This is a genomic window from Streptomyces sp. NBC_01460, assembly GCF_036227405.1.
Lineage (GTDB): Bacteria > Actinomycetota > Actinomycetes > Streptomycetales > Streptomycetaceae > Streptomyces.
The window spans coordinates 4,975,002-4,993,135 of record NZ_CP109473.1 but is presented as its reverse complement, the minus strand read 5'-3'; the positions used below and the strand labels follow the sequence as shown (position 1 = coordinate 4,993,135).

The following is an 18,134-nucleotide window of genomic DNA, read 5'->3' as shown; positions in this document are numbered from 1 at the left end:
TCGACCTCCGTCAGGAGGTCGGGCCGCCGAAGATGTCGATACGGTCGCCCTCGGCGAGGGTCACGATGGCGCGCTTCGTGTCGGCGCGCTTGCCGAAACCGGTCTTGGTGCGCTTGCGCTTACCCTGCCGGTTGATCGTGTTGACCCCGGTGACCTTGACCGAGAAGACCGCTTCCACGGCCTGCTTGATCTGGGTCTTGTTGGAGCCGGGCGCCACGATGAACGTGTACTTGTTCTCGTCGAGCAGCGCGTAGCTCTTCTCGGAAACAACCGGCTTGACGAGAACGTCACGCGGGTCCGAGTAGGTCTTGCTGGTAACGGTCGCCTCACTCATCAGGCGGCGCTCCCTTCGGTCTCAGCGGTCTGGGGGCCAGACACGAAGGACTCGAAAGCGGCCTGGGTGAAGACCACGTCGTCAGAGACGATCACGTCGTACGTGTTCAGCTGGCCCGGCTCCAGGATGTGCACCTGGGGCAGGTTGCGCGCGGACAGCCACGCGGCCTCGTCGGCGCGGTCGACGACCAGGAGCAGGTTGCTGCGCTCCGAGATCTTGCCGAACAGCGTCTTGGCGGCCTTGGTGGAGATCCCACCCTCGACCACGCCGGTGACGACGTGGATGCGGGAGTGACGCGCCCGGTCCGAGAGGGCACCGCGCAGGGCGGCGGCCTTCATCTTCTTCGGGGTGCGCTGCGAGTAGTCACGCGGCTGCGGGCCGTGGACGACGCCACCGCCGACGAACTGCGGTGCGCGGGTCGAACCCTGGCGCGCGCGACCGGTGCCCTTCTGGCGGTACGGCTTGCGGCCACCACCACGGACTTCGCCACGACGCTTGGTCTTGTGCGTGCCCTGACGGGCAGCTGCCAGCTGTGCGACAACGACCTGGTGGATCAGCGGAACGCTGGTCTTCGCGTCGAAGATCTCCGCGGGGAGCTCGACGGTACCGGCCTTGTCGCCTGCCGGCGAAAGGATGTCAATGGTGCTCATTACCTCAAGCCCCCTTGGCCGCGGTACGGACCAGGACGAGGCCGCCGTTCGGACCGGGGACCGCGCCCTTGATGAGGAGCAGACCCTTCTCCGCGTCAACCGCGTGGATGGTCAGGTTCTGGGTGGTGACACGCTCGTTACCCATGCGACCGGCCATGCGCATGCCCTTGAAGACACGCCCAGGGGTGGCGCAGCCACCGATCGAACCGGGGGAACGGTGCTTGCGCTGGACGCCGTGGCCGGCGCCGAGGCCCTTGAAGTTGTGACGCTTCATGACACCGGCGAAGCCCTTGCCCTTGCTCTTGCCCGTGACGTCAACCTTGACGCCGGACTCGAACACCTCGGCAGTGACCTCCTGGCCCAGCGTGTACTCGCTGGCGTCAGGGGTGCGGAGCTCCACCAGGTGGCGGCGCGGGGTCACGTCGGCCTTGGCGAAGTGGCCCTTGAGGGGCTTGTTCACCTTGCGCGGGTCGATCTCGCCGAAGGCGATCTGGACCGACTCGTAGCCGTCGCTGTCGTTCGTACGCACCTGCGTGACGACGCACGGACCGGCCTTGACGACGGTCACCGGGACAACCCGGTTGTTCTCGTCCCAGACCTGGGTCATGCCGAGCTTCTCGCCCAGGACGCCCTTGATGTTCTTGCTCATCTCGGCCCGTCCCCTCAGAGCTTGATCTCGATGTCGACGCCAGCCGGCAGGTCGAGGCGCATCAGCGAGTCAACCGTCTTCGGCGTGGGGTCGAGAATGTCGATGAGGCGCTTGTGCGTGCGCATCTCGAAGTGCTCGCGAGAGTCCTTGTACTTGTGCGGCGACTTGATGACGCAGTACACGTTCTTCTCAGTGGGCAGCGGCACCGGGCCCGCGACCGACGCACCAGTGCGGGTCACCGTCTCGACGATCTTCTTCGCCGAGGAGTCGATGACCTCGTGGTCGTAGGCCTTGAGCCGGATGCGGATCTTCTGTCCCGCCATGGCTACTAGTAGTCCTGTCTCTCATAACGCTCTGGAACCCGGGAGTTCTAACAACTCCGCCTCCGACCCACGCGGTCGGGCGTGTCGCATCCCCTCTACGAAAATCTCCCGAAGGAGATCCCAACCAAGGGGGTGCGGGCCTGAGCCGCGCTGCCGGGGGCGGAACCCCACCGGGTGCCTGGCCTGCGCCCTGCTGAACTTCCCGAAAGATTCCCGTACGTCCGACCCTGGGGGTCGACGAGTACTGTGGGACTCGCTTCCGGTCCTCCCGGCGGGAGGCGCGCAGCATTGACACTCAACCGAGCAACCTGGCTAGTGTGCCATACGGCTCCGGGGCCTGGCCAATCGGGCCGGGGATCCTACCCCCTGTGAGGGATGGATCAAACACACGCAGCGGCGCACGGCCCGCGCACTCAGCCGCGCGGACACTCGCCCGGGCGTTCGAGGGACCCGCCGGACCGGCCCTGTCCCACGGTACGGCCGCGGACTCCGGGCGCGTCCCGCGTGCTGGTTGAATCCCGTCATGTCTACGCACACCCCTGTCCAGGCCTGGCGTCTGCGCCCCGCGGCCTCCGGCGACGTCGAGGCCATGGCCGAGCTGCGCGCGGTCGTCATGCGACCCGACCTGGAACGTCTGGGCCGGTACGACGAGCACCGGGTCCGGCAGCGTATGCGGGACTCCTACCTCCCCGAGCACACCTCGGTGGTGGAGTCGGACGGCGCCTTCGCCGGCTGTGTCACGCTGCGCCCGCACGGGAGCGACGGCTGGTGGCTGGACAGCTTCTACCTCGCCCCGTCACTGCAGGGCAGGGGCATCGGCACCGCAGTCCTGGCCGGCCTTCTGGCCCGTACGGACGCCGAGGGTGCGACGGTCCGCCTCCAGGTCCTCCAGGGCAGCGCGGCCCGCGGTCTCTACGAGCGCCACGGCTTCACCCTGGAACGCGAGGACCCGGTGGACGTGTACATGGTGCGGACGGCCAGGTAGGAGCGGGGCCCCGAGCACCTCCCCGGGCCCACGGGATCAGCCGGACCGCCCGGTGGCCGCCCGCAGCAGTGCGGCCCCCGTCGGCGTGAGGGTGTGGAGCACGGCCGGTCCGTGCCGGACGGTGGTGAGGAGCCCGGCGTCACGCAGGGCGGTGGCGTGCCGGCTGGCGGAGGGCGCGGAGACCCCCGCGGCCCGGGCCATCTCGGAGGTCGTGGCCCCGGTGGACGCGGCGCGCAGGGCGGCCGCGCGGGACCGCCCGAGCAGCGCCGTCAAGGACCTGTCCGCGCGGTCCGCGTCGTAGGGCGGGCCGGGCCGGCTCGGCTCGTGGAGCATCGAGTACCTGAGCACGGGCGGCAGCCGGGGATCGGCGAAGGCCACGGGTTCCCCCCAGTTGAAGTGGGAGGGGACGAGTGTGAGCCCGCGGCCCGCCAGGTGCATGTCCCGGTCGGCGGCCTGTCGGGGATAGCTGACCTCCAGGACGGGAGGACGCCAGCGCAGCATGGGTCCGAGACCGGAGAGCATGCCCTCCACGCCCCCGTCCATGAGCCCGCGGAGACGCAAGGTCCGCTCCCCTTCGACGCGCGCCTGCACCTGTTGCTCGTAGGGGGCGACGACCGCGTCGTAGTACCTGCGCAGGACCCCGGTCAGCTCCTTGCGCGCCTCGAGCCGGCCCAGCTGTCCGGCCCACCGAGGAGCCCCGACGGTCCGGTCGAAGACCGCCACCTCCTCCAGGACCCGCTGCGGGGACGTGGCCACGATCGCTTCCATCCCCGTGTCCAGGTCGCCGAGCGCGTCGTCCGGGGTCAGGAAGTCCGGGAAGTACGCGGCCCTCGGGTACAGGGGCAGGACGGCGTTCCGCACGACCCGCTCCAGCCCCTTCTCGCGCAGCTGACGCCGGGCCGTGCGGTACCACTCGGCATAGGCCCACCGCCCCCTGCGGGACTGCAGGCGGTGCAGGCTCGCGGCGATCTCCCAGACGGGATCGGGTGCCGCGGCGATCCTGGTCCTGGCGAGATCGGCGTCGCTGAAGTGGATGCGGAGCATGTCGTCGTCCCCCCCTCGCCCGCCCCGGCGCTGTCGGGCGACAGCCCTGGGCCGGGTACGTCCGGCCGGGCGACCGTGGACCGAGGAAATCAGTTCGCGATAAACAGAGGCTGGACGGACAGGGAGCGCGTGTTCATCGCCGTCGGCAGCCGCCTCAGCCCCGGGCGGCCCACCTCACGTACGCGTGAGCGTGCCGCAGGACCCGTCGGGCTGCCACGTGCTGCGGTCGTAGGGGTCCACCTCGGGGCCCTCGGGCTGCGGTTCCGGGCCGTCGCTCGGGAAGGACGGGTGCAGGAAGCCGTCGTAGGTCTCGCAGGCCGTGTTGGCGAAGTTCTGCTCGGACCGGACCACGGAGAGCTTGCCCCGCGTCGCCGCGAAGCGCTGCGGGTCGTGCAGCGCGGTCGTCAGCCGCCTGCGCACGATGGTGCGCGCCACCTCGTCGCCGTCGGGCTCCACCAGCGGATACACGAACGTGTAGTCGGCGTGCACCTCCACGGAGCCCGCCGCACCCGCCTCGAAGGTCATCCGCCCGCGGGTCTTGACGACCTCCCCCACCAGCAGGGCCCCGTCCGGGTCGAACCGGGTGAACAGCATCAGCGGGTCCTGCTCCTCGCCCGGCTCCGCCAGCGCCTTCTCGAGGCGTTCCGGCTCGCCCTCCTGCAAGGGGTCCAGCAGGCCGAGCGCCTCGCGGGGCTTCTCGCCGCGCAGGGTGGCCGGATCCAGATTGGCGGTGACGAGCAGCTGCCGGGTGGCCCGCAGGGCCTGCTCGACCTCGGCCCTGCTCATCCCGCCGACCGCCTCGGCCTCGGGTGTCTCGATCCCCTCCGCCCCGTCCGCCCAGCGGAGCGCGGGTGAGCCGCGGAAGGGCTGTGCGAGGGTCGGCCGCTCCAGGTCCCCACCGGCGGGCGCGCCGGTCGGAGGCGCGGACTCGGCGGGCAGGGGCAGGGTGTCCACGGTGGCGTCCGTCCCGGGAAGGATGTCGGTCACCAGGCTCGGCCGCATGGTGACCAGCAGGATCCCCACGACGACAAGGAAACCCAGGGTCCCGGCGATCCGCCGCCGCCGCGTCGACCGGCTCCCCCTCCCCTGTGTGTCGGGGCCGGTGCGCCAGCCGTCCGGCTGCCACGGTTCGGGCGGGCCACCGCGCCTGCCGCCCTTGCGCCGCCCGCCGGCCCGCGCGGCCTCCTCGTCGAGCGCGCGCAGCCTGGCGGTCACCATGCGGGCCCGCGCCGACGGCTCCTTCGGGGCCCCCGCGCTCCCCGCCTCCGCCCGGCGCACCAGCTCCGCCCACTCCTCGTCCGGAACCGGGACATCGTCCGGGTCGTCGGAGCGCCCCCCGGGCGCCCTGTTCGTACTCACTGCTGTCCCCTCCCCTTCACCAGCTCGTCGCAGTCACTTCACGGCGTACGGGTGATCAAGGGCAAGGGCGGAGGCGGGTCCGTGACGGTCTTGTGACGGGTCACCGGGCCGCGACCACGCCCGGCAGGGCTGCGAAGGCCGGCCGGCGGGTGTCCTGGTCAGCGCGGCCGGCACGGCGATCGTGCGGCCGGACCACCTCCACGACACCGAGTGCCACAGCTCGACCGCCGTCGGCACGACATGTGCGCGGGCACCCCACACGTATGGACACGGAAGAGGGGCCCCGTCCCACCGCTCTCGCGGTGGGACGGGGCCCCTCTCGGTGCTCTGTGTGGAGCAACCAGGTCAGACAGTCAGGTAATTACTTGACGATCTTGGTGACCTGGCCGGCGCCCACGGTCCGGCCACCCTCACGGATGGCGAACTTCAGGCCCTCTTCCATGGCGACCGGCTGGATCAGCGCGACGTCCATGAGGGTGTTGTCACCCGGCATGACCATCTCGGTGCCCTCGGGAAGGGTCACCACGCCCGTCACGTCCGTGGTACGGAAGTAGAACTGGGGGCGGTAGTTGTTGAAGAAGGGGGTGTGACGGCCACCCTCGTCCTTCGACAGGATGTAGGCCTGGGCCTGGAACTCGGTGTGCGGCGTGACCGAACCCGGCTTGATGATGACCTGGCCGCGCTCGACGTCCTCGCGCTTGATGCCACGAAGCAGCAGACCGACGTTCTCACCGGCCTGGCCCTCGTCGAGCAGCTTCCGGAACATCTCGATGCCGGTGACCGTGGTGGTGGTCTTCTCCTGCTTGATGCCCACGATGTCAACGGTCTCGTTGACCTTGAGGACACCACGCTCGATACGGCCGGTGACGACCGTACCGCGACCGGTGATCGTGAAGACGTCCTCGATCGGCATGAGGAACGGCTTCTCGACGTCACGCTCGGGCTGCGGGATGGACTCGTCGACGGCCTTCATCAGGTCGAGAACGGTCTTGCCCCACTCGGCGTCGCCCTCGAGGGCCTTGAGCGCCGAGACCTTGACGACCGGAAGGTCGTCGCCCGGGAACTCGTACTCGGAGAGGAGCTCACGGACCTCGAGCTCGACGAGCTCCAGGATCTCCTCGTCGTCCACCATGTCGGCCTTGTTCAGGGCGACGACAATGTACGGAACGCCGACCTGGCGGGCCAGGAGCACGTGCTCCTTGGTCTGCGGCATCGGGCCGTCGGTGGCCGCGACCACGAGGATGGCGCCGTCCATCTGCGCCGCACCCGTGATCATGTTCTTGATGTAGTCCGCGTGACCGGGGCAGTCGACGTGGGCGTAGTGACGCGACTCGGTCTGGTACTCAACGTGAGCGATCGAGATCGTGATACCACGCTGGCGCTCTTCGGGAGCCTTGTCGATCTGGTCGAAGGCCGAGGCCTCGTTCAGGTCCGGGTACGCGTCGTGCAGCACCTTGGTAATGGCGGCCGTGAGGGTCGTCTTACCGTGGTCGATGTGACCGATGGTGCCGATGTTGACGTGCGGCTTAGTCCGCTCGAACTTTGCCTTCGCCACTGGGGTCCTCCTGAGTGGTTCTGTACGCCTTGCTTCATCGGCGCCAGGTGATCTTTGCTGGAATGCCGGTGCCGGGGGCATTCGCCGCGCTGCTTGCGCGCTGCGACGAATGCCCTACCGGGCTCCGGTGACAAGCCTAAAGCGTGAGCTCGGAAGAGTTACTCGCCCTTGGCCTTCGCGATGATCTCCTCGGCGACGTTCCGCGGAACCTCGGCGTAGGAGTCGAACTGCATCGAGTAGCTTGCGCGACCCGAGGTCTTGCTGCGGAGGTCTCCGACGTAGCCGAACATCTCCGAGAGGGGCACGAGGCCCTTCACGACGCGAGCGCCGCTGCGCTCCTCCATGGCCTGGATCTGGCCACGGCGGGAGTTGAGGTCGCCGATGACATCGCCCATGTAGTCCTCGGGCGTGGTGACCTCGACGGCCATCATCGGCTCGAGGAGCACGGGGGACGCCTTGCGGGCACCCTCCTTGAACGCCTGCGAACCGGCGATCTTGAAGGCGAGCTCCGAGGAGTCGACCTCGTGGTAACCACCGTCGAGAAGGGTGACGCGGACGCCGACCATCTCGTAACCGGCCAGGATGCCGAACTGCATGGCCTCCTGAGCACCCGCGTCCACCGAGGGAATGTACTCACGGGGGATGCGGCCACCGGTGACCTTGTTGACGAACTCGTAGGAGGCGTCGCCACCCTCGATGGGCTCGAGGGCGATCTGCACCTTCGCGAACTGGCCGGTACCACCAGTCTGCTTCTTGTGCGTGTAGTCGATGCGCTCGACGGTCTTGCGGATCGTCTCGCGGTACGCGACCTGGGGCTTGCCGACGTTCGCCTCGACGCGGAACTCGCGCTTCATGCGGTCGACCAGCACCTCGAGGTGAAGCTCGCCCATACCACCGATGATGGTCTGGCCGGTCTCCTCGTCGGAGTGCACCTGGAAGGAGGGGTCCTCCTCCGAGAGACGCTGGATGGCAACACCCAGCTTCTCCTGGTCACCCTTGGACTTGGGCTCGATGGCGACCTGAATGACCGGCGCCGGGAAGTCCATGGACTCCAGGATCACCGGGTTCTTGTCGTCGGACAGCGTCTCACCCGTGGTGGTCTGCTTCAGGCCCATGACGGCGACGATGTCACCGGCGCCCACCGACGCGATCTCCTCACGCTTGTTCGCGTGCATGCGGTAGATCTTGCCGATGCGCTCCTTCTTGCCCTTGACCGAGTTCAGCACCGCGGTGCCGGCCTCGAGGCGACCGGAGTAGATCCGGACGAAGGTGAGCTTGCCGAGGTGCGGGTCGCTCGCGATCTTGAACGCGAGGCCGGAGAACGGCTCGTCGTCCGAAGGCCTGCGCTTGACGACCAGCTCCGGGTCCTTGACGTCGTGGCCTTCGATGGCCTCGACGTCCAGGGGGGAAGGCAGGTAGCGGACGACCGCGTCGAGCAGGGGCTGGACGCCCTTGTTCTTGAACGCGGTGCCACAGAACACCGGGGTCACGGTGACGGAGTCGGCCGAACCCTTCGACGCGAGGGTGATCCGACGGATCGCCTCGTGCAGCTGCTCCTCGGTGGGCTCGACGCCCTCGAGGTACAGCTCCATCATCGCGTCGTCGTTCTCCGAGACGGCCTCAAGGAGCTTGCCGCGCCATTCCTCGGCGGCCTCCTTGTGGGTGTCCGGGATCTCGACGGTGTCGTACATCTCGCCCTTGGCGGCCTCGTCCGACCACACGAAGGCCTTCATCGACACGAGGTCGACGACGCCCTTGAAGTCGGCTTCGGCACCGATGGGGAGCTGCATGACCAGCGGAACCGCACCGAGGCGGTCGACGATCATGTCGACACAGCGGTGGAACTCGGCACCGGTGCGGTCGAGCTTGTTGACGAAGCAGATACGCGGCACGCCGTAGCGGTCCGCCTGACGCCAGACGGTCTCGGACTGCGGCTCGACGCCGGCCACACCGTCGAACACGGTGACGGCACCGTCGAGGACGCGGAGCGAACGCTCCACCTCGACGGTGAAGTCGACGTGACCCGGGGTGTCGATGATGTTGATGGTGTGGTCAACATCGTTGAGCGGCCAGTGACAGGTCGTCGCGGCGGACGTGATCGTGATGCCGCGCTCCTGCTCCTGCTCCATCCAGTCCATCGTGGCTGCGCCGTCGTGGACTTCACCGATCTTGTACGAAACGCCGGTGTAGAAGAGGATCCGCTCAGTGGTGGTCGTCTTGCCCGCGTCGATGTGGGCCATGATCCCGATGTTGCGGACCTTGGCCAGGTCAAGCGAAGTGGTGGCCATAAGGCTCAATCTTCTCTCGGTCTCGATGGGGTGAGCGACTACCAGCGGTAGTGCGCGAAGGCCTTGTTGGACTCGGCCATCTTGTGGGTGTCCTCGCGCTTCTTGACGGCAGCGCCAAGACCGTTGGAGGCGTCGAGCAGCTCGTTCATGAGGCGCTCGGTCATGGTCTTCTCGCGACGGGCGCGGGAGTAACCCACGACCCAGCGGAGCGCGAGGGTGGCGGCGCGACCGGGCTTGACCTCGATCGGCACCTGGTAGGTGGCGCCACCGACACGGCGGGACTTGACCTCGAGCGAGGGCTTGACGTTCTCAAGCGCGCGCTTCAGCGTGATGACCGGGTCGGCGCCGGTCTTCTCGCGAAGACCCTCCATGGCGCCGTACACGATCCGCTCGGCGGTGGAACGCTTGCCGTCCAGCAGGATCTTGTTGATCAGCGAGGTGACAAGAGGAGAGCTGTAGACCGGGTCGATGATGACCGGGCGCTTCGGGGCGGGGCCCTTACGAGGCATTCTTACTTCTCCTTCTTGGCGCCGTAGCGGCTGCGGGCCTGCTTGCGGTTCTTGACACCCTGGGTGTCGAGCGAACCGCGGATGATCTTGTAACGAACACCCGGCAGGTCCTTCACACGGCCACCACGCACGAGCACGATGGAGTGCTCCTGCAGGTTGTGCCCCTCACCCGGGATGTAGGCCGTGACCTCGATGCCGGAGGTCAGACGCACACGCGCGACCTTACGGAGCGCCGAGTTCGGCTTCTTCGGGGTGGTCGTGAACACACGCGTGCAGACACCACGACGCTGGGGCGAACCCTCGAGCGCGGGCGTCTTGTTCTTCTCGACCTTGTCCTGCCGGCCCTTCCGGACCAGCTGCTGGATCGTAGGCACTACTTCTCCGGTTTCTGTGTGCCGTTCGTGAAACTAACCTGGAACACTCGCCGACCCACGCGGTCGGGTGTGTCGAATACTGCACGCCCCTGCGATGAGGCAGAGGAGACGCAGATTGCGGTGGCCACTTACGGACTCGCCATGCGGTTGAGGACACGCACCCGAGCCCAGGCACACCCCAGGCACAAGGCTTGAGCGTACCTACCTCACGGAGCTGGGTCAAAACAAATGCCGTCCACCCCCGGCCCCCGCGGCCCGGCACGTGCCACGACGGAGCACCACGGCACGCCCCAGGAGCGTCCGCACGGCCGGCACAGCACCTCCGACCAGCATAAACGACTCCCCCGCAGTCGCCGGCACGCCCGGCCGCCCACGGAGCGCCTGCCGGATGCCGGTCACCCGGGGTGACCGGCATCACGGACACCCCGGGCGGGAACGCCGCAGGGCGGTCACCCCGTGACGTACGAGGTGACCGCCCTGCGGTCGAATCAAGCGACTCGCTTACTGGTTGTACGGACCGTAGTCGTAGTCCTCCAGCGGAACGGCCTGGCCGGAGCCCGTGCCGAACGGCGAGTAGTCGATGTCGTCGTAGCCGACGGCCGAGTACATCGCGGCCTTGGCCTCCTCGGTCGGCTCGACCCGGATGTTGCGGTAGCGGGACAGACCCGTACCGGCCGGGATGAGCTTACCGATGATGACGTTCTCCTTGAGGCCGATCAGGGAGTCCGACTTGGCGTTGATCGCCGCGTCGGTCAGGACCCTGGTCGTCTCCTGGAAGGACGCCGCCGACAGCCACGACTCGGTGGCGAGCGAGGCCTTGGTGATACCCATCAGCTGCGGACGGCCGGAGGCGGGGTGACCGCCCTCGGTGACCACACGACGGTTCTCGGTCTCGAACTTCGACCGCTCGACGAGCTCGCCCGGCAGCAGCTCCGCGTCGCCGGACTCGATGATCGTCACACGGCGCAGCATCTGCCGGATGATGATCTCGATGTGCTTGTCGTGGATCGACACGCCCTGCGAGTTGTAGACCTTCTGGACCTCGCCGACCAGGTGGACCTGGACCGCGCGCTGACCGAGGATCCGCAGCACGTCGTGCGGGTTGGTGGCACCGACGGTGAGCTTCTGGCCCACCTCGACCGGGTCGCCCTCGCCGACCAGGAGACGGGCACGCTTGGAGATCGGGAACGCCGTCTCCTCGCTGCCGTCGTCCGGGGTGACGACGAGCTTCTTGGTCTTCTCGGTCTCCTCGATGCGGACCCGGCCCTTGGCCTCCGAGATCGGGGCGACACCCTTGGGGGTACGCGCCTCGAAGAGCTCGACGACACGGGGCAGACCCTGCGTGATGTCGTCACCCGCCACACCACCGGTGTGGAAGGTACGCATCGTCAGCTGGGTACCGGGCTCACCGATGGACTGGGCCGCGATGATGCCGACCGCCTCACCGATGTCGACCAGCTTGCCGGTGGCGAGCGAGCGTCCGTAGCAGAAGGCACAGGTGCCGACCGCGGACTCACAGGTCAGGACCGAGCGGGTCTTGACCTCCTCGACGCCGGCGCCCACGAGGGCGTCGATCAGGACGTCACCGAGGTCGACGTTGGCAGGCGCGATGACCTTGCCGTCGACGACGACGTCCTCGGCGAGCATGCGGGCGTAGACCGAGGTCTCGACGTCGTCCGTCTTGCGCAGGACACCGTCGGCGCCCTTGACGGCGATCTTCAGCTTGAGGCCGCGGTCGGTGCCGCAGTCCTCCTCGCGGATGATGACGTCCTGCGAGACGTCCACCAGACGACGGGTCAGGTAACCCGAGTCGGCGGTACGCAGGGCGGTGTCCGCCAGACCCTTACGGGCACCGTGCGTGGAGATGAAGTACTCCAGAACGGTGAGGCCCTCACGGAAGGACGCCTTGATGGGACGGGGAATCGTCTCGTTCTTGGCGTTCGACACCAGACCACGCATACCCGCGATCTGACGCATCTGCATCATGTTTCCTCGGGCACCCGAGTCGACCATCATGAAGATGGGGTTCGTCTTCGGGAAGTTCGCGTTCATCGCCTCGGCAACCTCGTTGGTCGCCTTGGTCCAGATCGCGATGAGCTCCTGCGTGCGCTCGTCCTTGGTGATGAGACCGCGCTCGTACTGCTTCTGGACCTTCTCGTCCTGCTCCTCGTAGCCCCTGACGATGGCCTTCTTGGCCTCGGGCACGACGACGTCGGAGATGGCCACGGTCACACCGGAGCGGGTCGCCCAGTGGAAACCGGCCGCCTTCAGGTTGTCGAGCGTCGCCGCCACGATGACCTTGGGGTAGCGCTCGGCCAGGTCGTTGACGATCTCGGAGAGCTGCTTCTTGCCCACCGAGTAGTCGACGAACGGGTAGTCCTCGGGCAGCAGCTCGTTGAAGAGCGCGCGGCCCAGGCTCGTACGCAGCCGGAAGGTGTCACCCGGCTGGTACTCGGGCTCGCCCTCCTCGGCGACCGGCGGCACCCAGCCACGCGGCGGGATGGTGCCCACCGGGAAGCGGATGTCGACCTTCGCCTGGAGCGAGAGCTCGCGGGCGTCGAAGGCCATGGTCGCCTCGGCCGTGGAGCCGAAGGAACGGTCCGTGCCCTTGACGTTGCGGCCCTCTTCGTCCGTGGTGAGGAAGAAGAGGCCCAGCACCATGTCCTGGGTCGGCATGGTGACGGGACGACCGTCGGCCGGCTTCAGGATGTTGTTCGAGGACAGCATCAGGATGCGGGCCTCGGCCTGCGCCTCCGCGGAGAGCGGCAGGTGCACGGCCATCTGGTCACCGTCGAAGTCCGCGTTGAACGCGGTGCAGACGAGCGGGTGGATCTGGATGGCCTTGCCCTCGACCAGCTGCGGCTCGAAGGCCTGGATGCCGAGGCGGTGCAGGGTGGGCGCACGGTTCAGCAGCACCGGGTGCTCGGCGATGACCTCTTCGAGGACGTCGTACACGACGGTGCGGCCACGCTCGACCATGCGCTTGGCCGACTTGATGTTCTGCGCGTGGTTCAGGTCCACCAGGCGCTTCATCACGAACGGCTTGAAGAGCTCCAGCGCCATCGCCTTCGGCAGACCGCACTGGTGCAGCTTGAGCTGCGGACCGACGACGATCACGGAACGCGCGGAGTAGTCCACGCGCTTGCCGAGGAGGTTCTGACGGAAACGGCCCTGCTTGCCCTTCAGCATGTCGCTGAGGGACTTCAGGGGGCGGTTACCGGGACCGGTGACCGGGCGACCGCGGCGGCCGTTGTCGAACAGCGCGTCGACGGCCTCCTGCAGCATCCGCTTCTCGTTGTTCACGATGATCTCGGGGGCACCGAGGTCGAGGAGACGCTTGAGGCGGTTGTTGCGGTTGATCACGCGGCGGTACAGGTCGTTCAGGTCGGAGGTCGCGAAGCGGCCACCGTCCAGCTGCACCATCGGACGCAGGTCCGGCGGGATGACCGGCACGCAGTCGAGCACCATGCCCTTGGGCTTGTTGCTGGTCTGCAGGAACGCGGAGACGACCTTGAGGCGCTTGAGCGCACGGGTCTTCTTCTGGCCCTTGCCGGTGCGGATGATCTCGCGGAGGCGCTCGGCCTCCTCGTCGAGGTCGAAGGACTCCAGGCGCTTCTGCAGCGCGGCGGCGCCCATGCAGCCGTCGAAGTACGTGCCGAAGCGGTCACGCAGCTCGCGGTAGAGCAGCTCGTCGCCCTCGAGGTCCTGGACCTTGAGGTTCTTGAAGCGGCTCCACACCTCGTCGAGACGGTCGATCTCGCGCTGCGCACGGTCGCGCAGCTGCTTCATCTCACGCTCGGCACCTTCGCGCACCTTGCGGCGCACGTCGGCCTTGGCACCTTCGGCCTCGAGCTCGGCCAGGTCGGTCTCGAGCTTCTTGGCGCGGTTCTCGAGGTCCGAGTCGCGGCGGTTCTCGACCTGCTGACGCTCGACGGAGACGTGCGCCTCCAGCGACGGGAGGTCACGCGTGCGGCGCTCCTCGTCGACGAACGTGATCATGTACGCGGCGAAGTAGATGACCTTCTCGAGGTCCTTCGGCGCGAGGTCCAGCAGGTAGCCGAGGCGCGACGGGACGCCCTTGAAGTACCAGATGTGGGTGACGGGAGCGGCAAGCTCGATGTGGCCCATGCGCTCACGACGCACCTTGGCGCGCGTGACCTCGACGCCACATCGCTCACAGATGATGCCCTTGAAGCGGACACGCTTGTACTTGCCGCAGTAGCACTCCCAGTCCCGGGTCGGACCGAAGATCTTCTCGCAGAAGAGTCCGTCCTTCTCGGGCTTGAGCGTGCGGTAGTTGATGGTCTCCGGCTTCTTCACTTCGCCGTGGGACCAGGTCCGGATGTCGTCCGCGGTGGCAAGGCCGATCCGCAGCTCGTCGAAGAAGTTGACGTCGAGCACTTGTCGTCAATCCCTCTTTCGGGGGTTCGAGCCCCCTCGCTTCACGCGAGAAATCGGGGCACTTCAGCAATGGTCTGAACGGGTCCGGGGAGGGCCGGCCGGATCACGGGGATCCGGCCGGGCAACCCGTCAGACCTCTTCGACGCTGCTCGGCTCGCGCCGGGACAGGTCGATACCGAGCTCCTCCGCCGCGCGGAAGACGTCCTCGTCCGTGTCGCGCATCTCGATGGACATGCCGTCCGAGGACAGCACCTCCACGTTGAGGCAGAGCGACTGCATTTCCTTGATGAGCACCTTGAAGGACTCGGGAATGCCCGGCTCGGGGATGTTCTCGCCCTTGACGATCGCCTCGTAGACCTTCACGCGGCCGGTGACGTCGTCGGACTTGATCGTCAGGAGTTCCTGGAGGGCGTATGCGGCGCCGTAAGCCTCAAGGGCCCACACCTCCATCTCACCGAATCGCTGACCACCGAACTGCGCCTTACCACCCAGCGGCTGCTGCGTGATCATGGAGTACGGGCCGGTCGAACGGGCGTGGAGCTTGTCGTCGACCAGGTGGTGCAGCTTGAGGATGTACATGTACCCGATCGAGACCGGGTCCGGGAACGGCTCGCCGGAGCGGCCGTCGAACAGGTTGGCCTTGCCCGAGGGCTGGACCAGCCGGTCGCCGTCGCGGTTCGGGATCGTGGCCTGGAAGAGGCCGGTGATCTCGTCCTCGCGCGCACCGTCGAAGACGGGGGTGGCGACGTTCGTGCCGGGGGCGACCTGGTCGGCACCGATGGCCTGCAGGCGCTGGGCCCACTCGTCACCGAGGCCGGAGACGTCCCAGCCGCGGCTGGCGAGCCAGCCGAGGTGGATCTCCAGGACCTGTCCCGGGTTCATTCGGGACGGGACACCCAGCGGGTTGAGGATGATGTCGACCGGGGTGCCGTCCTCCAGGAACGGCATGTCCTCGATCGGGAGGATCTTCGAGATGACGCCCTTGTTGCCGTGACGGCCGGCGAGCTTGTCACCATCGGTGATCTTGCGCTTCTGCGCGACGTAGACGCGGACCAGCTGGTTCACGCCCGGCGGCAGCTCGTCGCCCTCTTCGCGGTCGAAGACGCGGACGCCGATGACCTTGCCGATCTCGCCGTGCGGGACCTTCAGCGAGGTGTCGCGCACCTCGCGCGCCTTCTCACCGAAGATCGCACGGAGCAGGCGCTCCTCCGGGGTCAGCTCGGTCTCACCCTTGGGCGTGACCTTGCCGACGAGGATGTCGCCGGCGACGACCTCGGCACCGATACGGATGATGCCGCGCTCGTCGAGGTCGGCGAGGACCTCCTCGGAGACGTTCGGGATGTCCCGGGTGATCTCCTCCGGGCCGAGCTTGGTGTCACGGGCGTCGACCTCGTGCTCCTCGATGTGGATCGAGGAGAGGACGTCGTCCTGCACGAGGCGCTGCGACAGGATGATCGCGTCCTCGTAGTTGTGACCCTCCCACGGCATGAACGCCACGAGCAGGTTCTTGCCGAGCGCCATCTCACCGTTCTCGGTGGCGGGCCCGTCGGCGAGCACCTGGCTCTCGATCACGCGGTCGCCCTCGGAGACGACGACCTTCTGGTTGACCGAGGTGCCCTGGTTGGAGCGCGAGAACTTGGCGATGCGGTACGTGGTGTACGTGCCGTCGTCGTTCGTCACGGTGATGTAGTCCGCGGAGACCTCCTGGACCACACCCGCCTTCTCGGCCTTGAGCACGTCACCGGCGTCGGTGGCACAGCGGTACTCCATGCCGGTGCCGACCAGCGGCGCCTCGCTCTTGATGAGCGGGACGGCCTGACGCATCATGTTCGCGCCCATGAGGGCACGGTTGGCGTCGTCGTGCTCGAGGAACGGGATCATCGCGGTCGCGACCGACACCATCTGGCGCGGCGAGACGTCCATGTAGTCGACGTCGTCACCGGGGATGTAGTCGATCTCCCCGCCACGACGGCGGACCAGGACGCGGGCCTCGGTGAAGCGCATGTCCTCGGAGAGCGTCGCGTTCGCCTGGGCGATCACGAAGCGGTCCTCTTCGTCGGCCGTCAGGTAGTCGACGTCGTCGGTGACGACACCCTCGACGACCTTGCGGTACGGCGTCTCGATGAAACCGAACGGGTTGATGCGTCCGTAGGAGGCGAGCGAGCCGATCAGACCGATGTTCGGGCCTTCGGGCGTCTCGATCGGGCACATACGGCCGTAGTGCGACGGGTGGACGTCACGGACCTCGAAGCCGGCCCGCTCACGGGACAGACCACCCGGGCCGAGGGCGTTGAGACGACGCTTGTGCGTCAGGCCCGACAGCGGGTTGTTCTGGTCCATGAACTGGGACAGCTGGCTGGTGCCGAAGAACTCCTTGATGGAGGCGACGACCGGCCGGATGTTGATCAGGGTCTGCGGCGTGATCGCCTCGACGTCCTGGGTGGTCATGCGCTCACGCACGACACGCTCCATACGGGCGAGACCCGTACGGACCTGGTTCTGGATCAGCTCACCGACGTTGCGGATACGGCGGTTGCCGAAGTGGTCGATGTCGTCGGTCTCGACCATGATCGAGCGGCCGGACTCGCCGACCGTCTCGGTCTCGCCGGCGTGCAGCTTCACCAGGTACTTGATGGTGGCGATGATGTCGTCGCTGGTGAGGACACCGGCGTCGAGCGGCTCGTCGGCGCCGAGCTTCTTGTTCACCTTGTAGCGGCCGACCTTCGCGAGGTCGTAGCGCTTCGGGTTGAAGTAGAGGTTCTCGAGCAGCGTCTGAGCGGCCTCGCGCGTGGGCGGCTCGCCCGGGCGCAGCTTGCGGTAGATGTCGAGCAGCGCGTCGTCCTGGCCCTGGGTGTGGTCCTTCTCCAGGGTGGCGCGCATCGACTCGTACTCGCCGAACTCCTCGAGGATCTGCTCGGTGGTCCAGCCGAGAGCCTTCAGGAGGACGGTGACGGACTGCTTGCGCTTGCGGTCGATGCGGACACCGACCATGTCGCGCTTGTCGATCTCCATCTCCAGCCAGGCACCCCGGGACGGGATGATCTTGGCGGAGAAGATGTCCTTGTCGGACGTCTTGTCGATGGAGGAGTCGAAGTAGACACCCGGCGAACGCACGAGCTGCGACACGACGACACGCTCGGTGCCGTTGATGACGAAGGTGCCCTTGTTGGTCATGAGCGGGAAGTCGCCCATGAAGACCGTCTGGGACTTGATCTCGCCGGTCTCGTTGTTGGTGAACTCGGCCGTGACGAAGAGCGGCGCGGCGAACGTGAAGTCGCGCTCCTTGCACTCGTCGATCGAGTTCTTCGGGGGCTCGAAGCGGTGGTCGCGGAAGGTGAGCGACATCGACCCGGAGAAGTCCTCGATCGGCGAGATCTCCTCGAAGATCTCCTCCAGGCCGGACTTGGTGGGGACGTCTTGTCCGCTGTCCAGAGCAGCCTCGACGCGAGCCTTCCAGGCGGCGTTGCCGAGGAGCCAGTCAAAGCTCTCGGTCTGCAGCGCGAGGAGGTTCGGAACCTCGAGGGGCTCCTTGATCTTTGCAAAAGAGATGCGCAGCGGGGCGGTGCTGGCACCGTTGTTCGTATTCGAGGTCGAGGCGTTGCGCGAGGCGGCCAAGAGGGGGTCCTTCCGAGGGCTCGGACTCACTACGCGCGTACCGGCCCC

Annotated in this window: 13 protein-coding genes; 1 reads left to right on the top strand and 12 read right to left on the bottom strand. The window is 67.4% G+C overall.

Annotated elements, in window-relative coordinates; all coding sequences use genetic code 11:
• Positions 1-10 precede the first annotated feature (10 nt).
• The 4 genes from rplW to rpsJ are packed head-to-tail and all read right to left on the bottom strand — an operon-like array spanning position 11 to position 1,956.
• The gene (gene rplW, locus OG488_RS22540; RefSeq protein ID WP_014154589.1) at positions 11-334 is read right to left on the bottom strand and encodes a 50S ribosomal protein L23; all 324 of its coding nucleotides are present in this window, start codon (positions 332-334) and stop codon (positions 11-13) included.
• Entirely contained in the window at positions 334-984 is a 651-nt protein-coding gene (rplD, locus tag OG488_RS22535; RefSeq protein WP_205018350.1) for a 50S ribosomal protein L4, read from the bottom strand. Before rplD ends, rplW begins: the two co-directional genes overlap by 1 nt.
• Before the next feature lie 4 nt (positions 985-988).
• Entirely contained in the window at positions 989-1,633 is a 645-nt protein-coding gene (gene rplC / locus OG488_RS22530; protein ID WP_014154591.1) for a 50S ribosomal protein L3, read from the bottom strand.
• A 14-nt stretch (positions 1,634-1,647) separates the two neighbouring features.
• Positions 1,648-1,956, bottom strand: coding sequence for a 30S ribosomal protein S10 (gene rpsJ / locus OG488_RS22525; RefSeq protein WP_003948644.1), 309 nt, complete (start codon positions 1,954-1,956; stop codon positions 1,648-1,650).
• A 523-nt stretch (positions 1,957-2,479) separates the two neighbouring features.
• On the opposite strand from rpsJ, the gene OG488_RS22520 reads away from it, so the two are divergent.
• Positions 2,480-2,941: a GNAT family N-acetyltransferase gene (locus OG488_RS22520; RefSeq protein ID WP_329231836.1), complete on the top strand. Its 462-nt coding sequence runs from the start codon at positions 2,480-2,482 to the stop codon at positions 2,939-2,941.
• A 36-nt stretch (positions 2,942-2,977) separates the two neighbouring features.
• Here OG488_RS22520 and OG488_RS22515 read toward each other — a convergent pair whose 3' ends face one another.
• The 8 genes from OG488_RS22515 to rpoB form a co-directional block, all read right to left on the bottom strand.
• The gene (locus OG488_RS22515) at positions 2,978-3,985 is read right to left on the bottom strand and encodes an ArsR/SmtB family transcription factor (RefSeq protein ID WP_329231834.1); all 1,008 of its coding nucleotides are present in this window, start codon (positions 3,983-3,985) and stop codon (positions 2,978-2,980) included.
• A 174-nt stretch (positions 3,986-4,159) separates the two neighbouring features.
• Positions 4,160-5,344, bottom strand: coding sequence for a hypothetical protein (locus OG488_RS22510; RefSeq protein WP_329231832.1), 1,185 nt, complete (start codon positions 5,342-5,344; stop codon positions 4,160-4,162).
• 361 nt (positions 5,345-5,705) lie between these two features.
• Positions 5,706-6,899, bottom strand: coding sequence for an elongation factor Tu (gene tuf / locus OG488_RS22505; RefSeq protein WP_329231830.1), 1,194 nt, complete (start codon positions 6,897-6,899; stop codon positions 5,706-5,708).
• Between the two features lie 158 nt (positions 6,900-7,057).
• The gene (fusA, locus tag OG488_RS22500) at positions 7,058-9,187 is read right to left on the bottom strand and encodes an elongation factor G (RefSeq protein WP_329231828.1); all 2,130 of its coding nucleotides are present in this window, start codon (positions 9,185-9,187) and stop codon (positions 7,058-7,060) included.
• Between the two features lie 38 nt (positions 9,188-9,225).
• On the bottom strand, positions 9,226-9,696 hold the full coding sequence (gene rpsG / locus OG488_RS22495) for a 30S ribosomal protein S7 (protein WP_018101248.1): 471 nt from the start codon (positions 9,694-9,696) through the stop codon (positions 9,226-9,228).
• A gap of 2 nt (positions 9,697-9,698) precedes the next feature.
• Positions 9,699-10,070 (bottom strand): 30S ribosomal protein S12, encoded by a 372-nt coding sequence (gene rpsL / locus OG488_RS22490; RefSeq protein ID WP_003948652.1) that lies wholly within the window; start codon positions 10,068-10,070, stop codon positions 9,699-9,701.
• Positions 10,071-10,571: 501 nt separating this feature from the next.
• A complete protein-coding gene (locus tag OG488_RS22485; RefSeq protein ID WP_329231826.1) occupies positions 10,572-14,471 on the bottom strand; it encodes a DNA-directed RNA polymerase subunit beta' in 3,900 nt (1,299 codons plus the stop codon).
• A 129-nt stretch (positions 14,472-14,600) separates the two neighbouring features.
• A complete protein-coding gene (gene rpoB, locus OG488_RS22480; RefSeq protein WP_329231824.1) occupies positions 14,601-18,086 on the bottom strand; it encodes a DNA-directed RNA polymerase subunit beta in 3,486 nt (1,161 codons plus the stop codon).
• Positions 18,087-18,134 lie beyond the last annotated feature (48 nt).

Excerpts from the sequence above, each read along its gene's own strand:
- fusA (WP_329231828.1), bottom strand. The coding sequence starts at position 9,187 with ATGGCCACCACTTCGCTTGACCTGGCCAAGGTCCGCAACATCGGGATC.
- rplC (WP_014154591.1), bottom strand. The coding sequence starts at position 1,633 with ATGAGCAAGAACATCAAGGGCGTCCTGGGCGAGAAGCTCGGCATGACC.
- rpsJ (WP_003948644.1), bottom strand. The coding sequence starts at position 1,956 with ATGGCGGGACAGAAGATCCGCATCCGGCTCAAGGCCTACGACCACGAG.
- OG488_RS22515 (WP_329231834.1), bottom strand. The coding sequence starts at position 3,985 with ATGCTCCGCATCCACTTCAGCGACGCCGATCTCGCCAGGACCAGGATC.
- OG488_RS22520 (WP_329231836.1), top strand. The coding sequence starts at position 2,480 with ATGTCTACGCACACCCCTGTCCAGGCCTGGCGTCTGCGCCCCGCGGCC.
- rplD (WP_205018350.1), bottom strand. The coding sequence starts at position 984 with ATGAGCACCATTGACATCCTTTCGCCGGCAGGCGACAAGGCCGGTACC.
- rpsG (WP_018101248.1), bottom strand. The coding sequence starts at position 9,696 with ATGCCTCGTAAGGGCCCCGCCCCGAAGCGCCCGGTCATCATCGACCCG.
- rplW (WP_014154589.1), bottom strand. The coding sequence starts at position 334 with ATGAGTGAGGCGACCGTTACCAGCAAGACCTACTCGGACCCGCGTGAC.